The following is a 10,058-nucleotide window of genomic DNA, read 5'->3' on the forward strand; positions in this document are numbered from 1 at the left end:
CCGGTCAGGCCCTGACAGGTTGGATCGGGATCAGCGGACGCCGGACGGTCTCGGGCGGGCACTGGTCGGCGTCGGGGCCACCGATGGGCTGGCCGGCGGCGACCACCGCCGCTGGGCAGCCCTTGCCGCAGGAGTCGCTCAACGCGCACGCGCCGCAGGTCGGGTTGGCCCCGACCTGGTAGCGGTCGTGGAAGCGGTAGCGGTCAAGGGCGTCGGCGATCTCGCCGTGGAGGATGTTGCCGACCAGGAACTCGCGGTCGGCGTGCCGTGACTGTGGTGTCCGGGCGGCGAAGACCAGGTAGGGGCAGACGGCGGTGTCGCCGTTGGCGAACACGTAGATCAGGGTGCCGGCGTCGCAGCCGGACAACGGCCGGTTGTCGTTCGGGAAGCGGATCGGCACCAGCTCGACACGGCCGGCCAGGGGCGCCGTGGCGGCGGCGATCGCCCGCATCGTCTGCTCCGGCGCGGCGAGCCGGCCGTGGGACTTCACGCCCCGGCCGAAGCTCGACAGCGGGTTCATCAGCACATACTCCGCGCCCAAGTCCGCGGCGAACGCGCACAGCTCGGCGAACTCCTCGGGGCGGGTGAGCACGTTGGGCGTCGACAGGATCCCGTGCAGCAGACCGGCGTCGGCGAACCGTCGTGTCGTCTCCAGGGTGATGGCGAACGAGTTGCGGTCACCCCGGAACCGGCCGTGCGACGAGGGGCGGAACCCGTCGAAGCTGACGTTGACTCGCACGTTGCCCAGCGCGGCGAGGGCGGCGATCTGCGCGTCGCTGGTCTGGGTGGCGTTCGTGCAGATCTTGACCGATAGGTCCATCCGCGCCGTCGCCGCGCAGATCTCCACCAGGTGCGGGTGCACGAACGGCTCCCCGCCGGTCAACGTCAACCGTGTCACCCGGGCCCGCCGCAGCCGGGGCAGCACCGTCTCGATCATCTCCTCCAGCGGTATATCCATGCCGACCTGGGTGGATGACACGAAGCAGTGGGCGCAGTGCAGGTTGCACCGCTCCGTGATCTGTACCAGCGCCTTACGCTCGTCGCCCTCTACCGAGGTGCGGAAATAGCAGGAGCTGGCGTGTGTCTCGACGACCAGACGCTTGCTCATGAACCCTCCCAGCGCCCACCCGCTCCCAGCGGCGTTGACATCGCCTGGCCTGGGTCACGGGATTCCTCGTCCAGCTAACGGGGCGTCTGCTCGTGTCGAACACCCTCGACACCGAAATCCGACACCGCGGCAGACCCGGCCGTGCCCGCGTTCACCCGGTCCCGATCTGCGTTGGCCAGCAACATCGACCGATCCCGAAGGATCGGAGTGGCCAGCCGAGAGGCGCTTTGGTCCCTCCATACGGGCCAAGTGGTGCGGGTTCCGTGTCGGTTCTTCGTGTCGACGGTGTTCGACACTCCACGCGCCCGCCATAACTGATTGCCAATGGCATCGATCGCTGCGACGCCGGGACCAACCGGACCCGGCAGGTGGCCGACACCTGTGAATGAGGGCGGGGTCGCAGCCGGTGGCGGGAGCTGCTGCTCGGCGCCACCTAACTACTTGGGGAGGCAGGGTGCGAGTCCGACTCGACGCGTCGGCTGAAGAACCGCCTGCGACCAGCCTGCGCGCCCGCTTGCTGGGGATGTGTGTGGCGCCGGCCGCTGTGGTGGCGATGATCGGCCTCGGTGCGGCGACGTGGGTGGTGGCGCTGTCACCGGGGCACGTTCCGGCGATGGCCGGGCTGGTGCTGGTGTGCGCGGCTGTGGCCTGCGCCGCGGTCATCGCGGGTGCTGCGTCGTACGGTCGTGGACTCGCCCGGTCCGTTGCCCGGACTGCGGTGGCTGCCCGGCCTGAGCCCGTTCAGCCGGTGGTGGGGCAGCAGGAGGTGTATGTCGGCCTCGCGCGCCGGCTGCAGGGACTGGTGCATCGGGAGATCCAGTTGCTGGATGTCCTGGAGGCGCAGGTCGAGGACCCCGACCTGCTCAAGGGCCTGTTCCAGGTGGATCACCTCGCGACCCGCATGCGCCGCTACGCGGAGAACCTCGCAGTGGTGGGAGGGGCCGTGCCACGGCGGCAGTGGAGCAGGCCACTGCCGCTGGTCGAGGTCCTGCGCTCCGCCATCGCCGAGGTCGAGCAGTACCCGCGGGTTCGGGTGGTGCCACCGGTCGAGGGAACAGTGCGCGGCCACGCCGGGGCCGACGTGGTGCACCTGCTGGCCGAGCTGATCGAGAACGCCACCGCGTTCGCGCCTCCTCACACGGAGGTGACGGTGCGGGCCCGGCGGGTCGCGGCCGGCGTGGCGGTCGAGGTGGACGACCGCGGCCTGGGCATGCCGCATCCCGAGCAGGACCGGCTGAACGCTCTGCTGGCGGATCCGGGCCGGGTGGATGTCGGGGACCTGCTGCGCGATGGCCGTATCGGGGCTTGGGTGATCTCGGCGCTGGCCCGCCGGCACGACATCACGGTCAAACTGCAGAGCAACGTCTACGGCGGTGTGCAGGCGGTGGTGATCCTGCCGACGACGTTGCTCGGAGACCAGACGGCCCAGGAACCGTCGGCCGTCGACGCGGCCCGAACGCCCCCACGCGGCGCGGCGACCGTGCCATCACCGCTGATCGGTGCTGCGCCTGCGCCGGCCGACCCTCGTCACCGCCCACCTGCGCCCCTGACGGAGCTGACGCGGGCCGCGCCACATGGGGCGTTGCCAGCGCCCCACAACAGCACCGACACGGGCCAGGCGGGCGGGGACGGCGTGCGTCCCGTGCTGCCGCGCCGGACACGGCAGGCACACATGGCGGCCCCGTTACGGCAGGCCCGCCCAGGGTCGGGGAACCAGCCGACCGGCGGCCACGACCCCACTCTGATGGCCAATTTCCTACGCGGCGCCAACTCCGGAAACGCCGACCCGCCCACAGGACCTCCTGCCCGTTGACCACTGACCGCCGATGTTCAGAAGGAGTTGTCTTGTGATGACCACGACGCCCGGCCAGGAACTGACCTGGCTGCTGTCCGCCCTGGTGGAACGGGTACCGCACACCCGGAGCGCACTGCTGCTGTCCTCCGACGGGCTGCCGCGGGCCGCCCACGGACTGACCGATGACAGCGCGGACCACCTGGCAGCGATCTCCTCCGGGCTGTTCTCCCTGACCCGCAGCGCTGGCGAGATGTTCGACGAAGGCTCCGGCGTGCGGCAGGTAGTGGCCGAGCTCGACGACACGCTGCTGTTCGTCACCGCCGCGGGTGAAGGTGCGGTACTGGCGGTACTGGCGGGCCGCCAGGCTGACGTCAGCGTCCTCGGCTACGAGATGTCGCAGATGGTCAAGAGCGTCCGGCCGTACCTGGCGACACCCACCCGCGGCACTGCCGTCCCGTCTCCCGCCGTGCGATGAGATTCGGCGGCGCGCATCAGGAGACGTGGGTCGACGAGGCGGCCGGGCGGCTGGTACGCCCCTACACGGTCAGCGCCGGGCGGACCCGACCCACCACAGCAATGGACCTGCTGTCGTGGGTCGTCGCCACCGGCGTACGGCCGCGCGGGCGGTTGGAGCCGGACCACGACGTGGCCTTGGGCCTGTGCGGCGAGGCGACCACGGTCGCCGAGGTGGCCGCCCGGATGAGACTCCCAGCCGCGGTCACGAAGGTGGTGCTGTCGGACCTGGTAGCGGTCGGCGCGGTACGCACCCGTCCACCCAGCCCGGTCGCCGACCCGACCGACCGATCGATCCTGGAGAGGCTCCTTGTCGGCCTACAGCAACGACTCTGACCGCACGCCGAACGCGCTCAAGGTGCTGGTCGCTGGCGGGTTCGGAGTCGGGAAGACCACCTTCATCACGGCGACGAGCGAGATCCCGCCGCTGCGCACCGAGGAACTCCTCACCGCGGCCAGCGTCGGCACCGACGACCTCGCCGGAGTGGAAGCCAAGACAACCACCACCGTGGCGCTGGACTTCGGCCGCATCACTATCGACTGCGAGAACGTCCTGTATCTGTTTGGCACACCGGGGCAGGACCGGTTCTGGTTCCTGTGGGACGAACTGTGCCAGGGCGCGCTCGGCGCGGTGGTGCTGGTCGACACCCGCCGCCTGCCGGACTGCTTCGCCGCCGTGGACTTTTTCGAGTCCCGCCGCCTCCGGTTCCTGGTCGCCGTCAACGAGTTCGACGGTGCCTACCGATACGACCCTCAGGAGGTACGCGCAGCCCTGGGACTGCGGCCCGAGGTGCCGGTCGTGACGTGCGACGCCCGCCACCAACGATCCGCCACCGCCGTCCTGGCGACGCTCGTGCAGCACCTGCTCACCCAACCCCCTCCCACACCCTTGAGCTTCGATCCGATAGAGGCAGGCAGCCCAGCATGATCAACGACAGCTACGAACCCCGACTCCTCACCCCGCCCGACCTGCAGGCGCCGCAGCGGCTACACCGGCTGCAGGCCCTCCGACTCGGACGGCCGGAGCCGGAGTTCGACGACTTTGCCCACAAGCTGGCGCAGACCACCGACATGCCCTGGGCGATGGTGAACTTCCTCGACGAGCACGGACAGTTCTTCGCCGGCCTTTACACCACCCCGACCACCCAGCCAGGGGTGTCCGCACCCGTTACCCCAATCGAACCCGGCCGCCGCATGTCACGAGACCAGGGCTTCTGCCCACACGTCGTCGCCCGACGCCGCGCGCTGGTCCTCGAAGACGTCTGCGCCTGGCCACGGTTCGCCGGCAACCCCGTCGTCGACCAACTCGGCATCCGCACCTACATGGGCGCCCCACTGATCGACCACACCGGCACCGCCCTCGGAACGATCTGCGTCGTCGGCCCCGAACCCCGCGCCTGGGGCCAGAAAGGGCTCACCACCATCAAGACCCTGGCGGCCGAACTGTCAGCCCTTATCAACCAGCGGGAACACCGCCCCGGCTAACAACCCGGGGCGTGCCCGACAGCCTCCCGCCGCGCCACCGACCCCAGGCACCTTGGACCTTCCCGCGTTGCCTCGCCGCCCAGGTCGGCAGCTCACTTTCCAGGAACTGCTGGTGACAGCACCTCCACCACGGCCCGACCTTGCGGCGCAACTACCACCAGACGGCACCGTGGGCGACTCACGAGGAGACCCGGCATGACCGACGGCTACCACCTCACCCCCCGCCACACGCACCTGCGGAACACCGTCCGCGTGTTCGCCGAGACCGAGGTCCGCCCCCACATCCCGGAGCTGGAGGCGTCTCGGAGCGTGGCGTACGACCTGTCCCGGCAGATTGCCTGCCAAGGGTGGCTCGGCGTCACGATCGACCCCACCCACGGCGGACTCGGACTCGGCCACCTCGCCAAAACGATCATCATCGAGGAACTGTCCCGCGTCTCGGCCGCCATGGGCGCCATGCTCCAAGCATCCCAACTCGGCGCCGCGAAGATCATCCACTTCGGCAACGACGAGCAGAAACAGACCTGGCTACCCGCCATCGCCGCCGGCACCTGCCTGCCCACCATCGCCGTCACCGAACCCGGATCCGGCAGCCACGTCCTCGGCATCACCACCACCGCCGTCCCCGACGGCGACCACTACCTCATCAACGGCACGAAAACCTTCGTCGGCAACAGCCACATCGCCGACCTCCACGGCGTCGTCGCACGCACCAGCCCCGGCACCCGCGGACTATCCGCCTTCCTCGTCGAAGCCGACCGACCCGGCGTACACCTCACTCCACACCAGCCGAGCATGGGCCTGCACGGCTTCAGCTTTGGCGAGGTGGCCTTCGACAACTGCCGCATCCCCGCAGCCAACCGGCTCGGCGCCGAAGGCGACGGCCTCGACGTGGCCTACTCCTCCAGCGTCCTGTACGGCAGACCCAACCTCGCCGCCGTCGCCCTCGGCATCCACCAAGCGACCCTCGACACCACCATCGCCTACACGACCAACCAGCACCGCTACGGCAAACCACTGGCCGACCTGCCGACGATCAAACAACGGCTCGGCACCATGCAATCCCGGCTCATGACCGCCCGCCTGGCCGCCTACCACGCCGCACACCTACTCGACCACGGCCAACCCTGCGACGCCGAACTTATCAACGCCAAGCTCATCAATGCCGAATTCACGATCGACTCCGCCCGTACCGCCATGGAAATGCACGCCGCACACGGCCTCCACCCGGCGCAATCACCCATCGAACGCTACTTCCGCGACGCCCTACACATCTTCGCCCCCGCCGGCACCACCGACATCCAACTCCTACGACTGGCCGAACACGCCCTTGGCGCCACCCAACAGCCCTGGTCAACCCAGTTCAATGCCTCCATGGCCGGTCGACTCGAAACGAGCGTGGCGAGGTGAAACCCGTACGGCGGACAGGAACGAGAGAGGCGGACTGCGTGGCATGCTGACCCCCAAGCGTTATCCCCACCGAACAGCCCACAGACACCTTGCCCGTGTTGGCGGAGTTTCTCCACACGGCTCGGCTGCCCGTCGCTGCTGAGGCCACCGATTGCCACCGCCAGCTCTCACCAGCACGACGTAGCTCAGGCTTCGGCGTGGGGCGAGCACCGGCAGGTCCGGCGCGCCCTGCGGGAGCGCTTGTTCGTCTGCCTACGGCGAGCGTGGTGGCCGTCCTGTTCGCGCTGTCCATGCTTGCCCGATGCCAGCCAGAGGCATGGGCGGACCCAATCGCGTCGAGCAGAAAAGCCGCGGTATCGAGCGAGCCACTACTGACCGCAGTGCCGGAACTACTGCTCCATACGATTATGGATGTGTTGCAGTAAACCTTTCGGTCACCCCCGCCAGAGGAGGGTTGTCAGCCCGTTTCCTCCGAAACAGGCTGCCGGTACTGGTAGACCTCGACGTCGTCGAGTCTGTCCGTGAGGATATATACGTGCTCAACCGTGGGCACAGCGACATTGCTCGTCCCGAGGTAGAAGCCTGTTTGAGACAGCTTGACCACCGCCGACGGCCTGCCGTCGGCGGCGACCTCCACGAGCATCAGTCTCCCGTCGACCGGTCCACCCAGAAACCACGCCTCTACTGCCGCCATCCGGCCATCATGCCGCGCCGCCCAGGCGGCAGGTCGTTCTTCACGCCGTGCCAGGCTGGGCTGCCGCCCCGGCAAACATCGCTTCTGCGCCGGACATGTCGACGGGAGACGGCCGAGATAGGAGGATGCACCGCATGGCGCATGCGTGGGTGATTCGGTCTGGTAGGCATGGTGAGCGTGACCAGTGGGCTTTGCTCAACGGGTTCTCGGGCGGCGGATGGCGCGAGGTCCCTGACCTGAGCGCCTGCGCGAGCCGTGAGGACGTTGCGAAGGTCGTTGAAGCGACGTGGCCGGGCGCGTCTGTGGGCAAGCGCCACAATTTTACCGGGCAACTGTGTGCTCTGCGGTTCCGCATCCATCCCAAGGATCTACTGGTTATGCCGCTGAAAACGACGAAGCAGATCGCCTTCGGGCGAGTGACCGGTGGCTACCAGTATCGTGCCGGCGAGGCGGAGGCCGATCGGCGGCATGTCGTCACCGTCGACTGGCAACGTATCGACTTGCCACGCGCTGCGGTCAAGCAGGACCTGCTCTTTACCCTCGGCAGTGCCATGTCGATCTTCGCGCCGAGCAAGAACAACGCGGTTGCTCGGCTGGAGCACCTGCTTACTTACGGCACCGACCCCGGTAATGCCGCACTGAGCGGCACCACGCCAAAAACCGCCGCGACTAGCCAGGCGAGCGATACCGCCGCACAGACAGATGTTGACGAGCCGGAGCTGGCAGCTGACATCGAACAGGTCGCCCTCGACCAGATCACCGCCCGCATCGCAGAGGAGTTCACCGGCCACGACCTGGCGACGCTCGTCACCGCGATCCTTACCGCCGAAGGCTTCCACTGCACACTGGCACCCCCCGGTCCGGACGGCGGCATCGACATCACTGCCGGACGCGGCCCGCTTGGTCTCGACAGTCCCCGCCTGCTCGCCCAGGTCAAGTCAGGCTCGCAGATCGGGGCGCCCACCGTCACTCAACTCCACGGCGTCATGACGACCCACGGCGCCGAGCAGGGCCTGCTCGTCGCATGGGGCGGACTGACGAAGCCCGCCCGAGACGCCCTGAAAAACCAGCACCTGCGGGTACGGGTGTGGGAGGCAGGCGACGTGGTCGAGGCAGTCCTGCGTACGTATGACCGGCTGCCGGAAGAGATCCGCGCCCAGGTACCACTGCGCAGGGTATGGATGCTCTCCGACGCTGGTCTCTGACCTGGGCTGCCTGGAGTGTGTTGTTCGGCAGCACGCGGCAACCTATCGCAGTGCGAGCATGCCGGCTGCGGCAGCCCTTCGGCTCCACCGCGAGGTCCATCGGTCGGCTCTGCGCCTCGGCACTGTGCAGCTTCAAGGACGCGATCGATGAACACGAGTAGTCCCGCGTACTACACTCCGGCCATGCGGGCCTTGCTCATCACCACTCTGACCGAGGTTGACAGCGATGAGCTACGGCACGTCGTGGACATCTCGGCTCGCGAGAACGTCCAACTCGTCCCGACCGGCGCTCTAGGGGCGGGCGCCTACTTGGCCGCAAGTATCGAACCGGAGGCTCGTGCTGCGATCGCTATCTTGCCCAAGCGGTCCGCAGAGCATCCAGGATGGTCGGCGATAATGGTCGAGGTGGGCATTTGCCTCGGAATGGCGATCCCTCTGTTGCTAATCGTGGATCCGAGTGAAAAGCTGCCTCCGGCGCTCGCCCCAGTGCGGCACGCGCGGGCCAGGCTAGATGACATAGACTCATTGCGTCTCCACATCGGGATGTTCTTGCGCGGCGCCCGGCAGGTGTCCCAGGCGGCCGGAAGTCGCCCCACGCGGCACACCGATACGGTGACGACCCATGTTGAAACATCCGACTCTTGGACCTTTGCTGGCCACAAACTCCAGTCAGATGTCGCCGCTCTATTGAGCAGTTCCGGAGCGCTACTCGGTGCCGCCGTAGTTGGTGATCAACCCGGAGTCGATCTGGCGTTCGCTGTCGATATCCAGCGCGTTCCCACGACCGTCGTTGTGGAAGTGAAGCCTTTCAGTGGCCACTGGGCACCGACATCGGCTATCCAGCAACTCTCCCGGCACATCGAGGAAACTGGCGCTGACCTTGGCCTCTTGATCACTGACAAGTCCCCTGCCGGACCGCTTGTGCGTCAGGCCCCTGCGAACATCCTCGTCTACTCGCTCGAAGACCTTAGTGAGGCGTTGCGGACGACCGGGCTAGAGCGGCTGCTCCGCGAAGCGCGCAACCGAGTGGTTCACGGTGTGTGAGACGTGGATTCGAGCTCGATCAAGAACCTGCTAGAGGCGGCGGCCGAAGCGCCACACAGTCAGGCCAAGGGCAAGGCGTATGAGGACCTGATCGCCTACCTGTTCGAAGCGGTGCCCGGCTGTATTGTGGACCGCGATATTACCAACGTTTTTGGAACCGAGCAGATCGACCTAGCGGTCGGTAACATCCATGAAGTTGGCGGATTGCGCCTGTTCCCCCCGGTTTTCCTGGTGGAGTGCAAGAACTGGGATGAACCCGTCGACAGCCAGGCAGTTGGCTACTTCTTCAACATCCTTGCAAGTCGATCACTCGAACTAGGTGTACTCATCGCCGCCAACGGGGTTACCGGAGACCTCACCAAAGGCCTTCATGCTCACGCTCTCGGGCTGGGCGCAGCCTCACGTGGGATCAAGATGATCGTGGTAACAACCAGGGATCTTTCCCGCGTTGAGAAGCTATCCGACTTCATTGAACTCTTTCACCGTCGGTATCTTCGGGCCTGCGCAACTGGGCAGCTAGGCGCCCCCGGACCCGAGGACTAATTGATCTCGGCTGCCGCCGGGTTGGGCCCTATTCGCATGTAATGAACGTGTTGCGGCGACATTGCCGAGAAGATTCATCGAGGGCGGAGAGGTGTTGTAGTGGCGCTGGCCGGATTGGTCATCGGCGGACTGATTGCGATGTGCTGTTGACGACCGGTTTTAACTAATGCACCACAGTGGCGGGCAATTGAGGTCGGGGGCGTGGGCTGGCAGGCGGATCGCGGTCACCCAGGCCCGGCCGCCATCCGCGCGCCGAATATG

At 67.2% G+C, this 10,058-nt stretch carries 11 protein-coding genes; 9 read left to right on the top strand and 2 right to left on the bottom strand.

Features of this window, described 5'->3' with window-relative positions:
- Nucleotides 1–4 precede the first annotated feature (4 nt).
- On the bottom strand, nt 5–1,108 hold the full coding sequence (locus GA0074692_RS35675) for a radical SAM protein (RefSeq protein WP_091639617.1): 1,104 nt from the start codon (nt 1,106–1,108) through the stop codon (nt 5–7).
- A gap of 553 nt (nt 1,109–1,661) precedes the next feature.
- On the opposite strand from GA0074692_RS35675, the gene GA0074692_RS04465 reads away from it, so the two are divergent.
- From GA0074692_RS04465 to GA0074692_RS04490, 6 genes are all read left to right on the top strand, one after another.
- On the top strand, nt 1,662–2,921 hold the full coding sequence (locus tag GA0074692_RS04465; RefSeq protein ID WP_245730600.1) for a sensor histidine kinase: 1,260 nt from the start codon (nt 1,662–1,664) through the stop codon (nt 2,919–2,921).
- A gap of 37 nt (nt 2,922–2,958) precedes the next feature.
- The gene (locus GA0074692_RS04470; protein WP_218106546.1) at nt 2,959–3,378 is read left to right on the top strand and encodes a roadblock/LC7 domain-containing protein; all 420 of its coding nucleotides are present in this window, start codon (nt 2,959–2,961) and stop codon (nt 3,376–3,378) included.
- The gene (locus tag GA0074692_RS04475; protein ID WP_091639622.1) at nt 3,375–3,752 is read left to right on the top strand and encodes a DUF742 domain-containing protein; all 378 of its coding nucleotides are present in this window, start codon (nt 3,375–3,377) and stop codon (nt 3,750–3,752) included. The genes GA0074692_RS04470 and GA0074692_RS04475 overlap by 4 nt, the downstream gene beginning before the upstream one ends.
- Entirely contained in the window at nt 3,727–4,344 is a 618-nt protein-coding gene (locus GA0074692_RS04480) for a GTP-binding protein (protein ID WP_091639625.1), read from the top strand. Before GA0074692_RS04475 ends, GA0074692_RS04480 begins: the two co-directional genes overlap by 26 nt.
- Nucleotides 4,341–4,901 carry a GAF domain-containing protein gene (locus GA0074692_RS04485; RefSeq protein ID WP_091639626.1) on the top strand — a complete coding sequence of 187 codons (561 nt, stop codon included), beginning with the start codon at nt 4,341–4,343 and terminating at the stop codon, nt 4,899–4,901. The genes GA0074692_RS04480 and GA0074692_RS04485 overlap by 4 nt, the downstream gene beginning before the upstream one ends.
- Before the next feature lie 195 nt (nt 4,902–5,096).
- Nucleotides 5,097–6,311 carry an acyl-CoA dehydrogenase family protein gene (locus GA0074692_RS04490; protein ID WP_091639629.1) on the top strand — a complete coding sequence of 405 codons (1,215 nt, stop codon included), beginning with the start codon at nt 5,097–5,099 and terminating at the stop codon, nt 6,309–6,311.
- 457 nt (nt 6,312–6,768) lie between these two features.
- Here GA0074692_RS04490 and GA0074692_RS04495 read toward each other — a convergent pair whose 3' ends face one another.
- Entirely contained in the window at nt 6,769–7,005 is a 237-nt protein-coding gene (locus tag GA0074692_RS04495; RefSeq protein ID WP_091639631.1) for a hypothetical protein, read from the bottom strand.
- Between the two features lie 134 nt (nt 7,006–7,139).
- On the opposite strand from GA0074692_RS04495, the gene GA0074692_RS04500 reads away from it, so the two are divergent.
- The 3 genes from GA0074692_RS04500 to GA0074692_RS04510 all read left to right on the top strand — a co-directional run bounded on the left by GA0074692_RS04500 (nt 7,140) and on the right by GA0074692_RS04510 (nt 9,797).
- Nucleotides 7,140–8,210: a restriction endonuclease gene (locus GA0074692_RS04500; protein WP_091639633.1), complete on the top strand. Its 1,071-nt coding sequence runs from the start codon at nt 7,140–7,142 to the stop codon at nt 8,208–8,210.
- A 183-nt stretch (nt 8,211–8,393) separates the two neighbouring features.
- The gene (locus GA0074692_RS04505; protein ID WP_141725152.1) at nt 8,394–9,254 is read left to right on the top strand and encodes a hypothetical protein; all 861 of its coding nucleotides are present in this window, start codon (nt 8,394–8,396) and stop codon (nt 9,252–9,254) included.
- 3 nt (nt 9,255–9,257) lie between these two features.
- Entirely contained in the window at nt 9,258–9,797 is a 540-nt protein-coding gene (locus GA0074692_RS04510; protein WP_091639637.1) for a restriction endonuclease, read from the top strand.
- The last annotated feature ends 261 nt before the right edge of the window (nt 9,798–10,058 follow it).

Source organism: Micromonospora pallida, from assembly GCF_900090325.1.
GTDB lineage: Bacteria > Actinomycetota > Actinomycetes > Mycobacteriales > Micromonosporaceae > Micromonospora > Micromonospora pallida.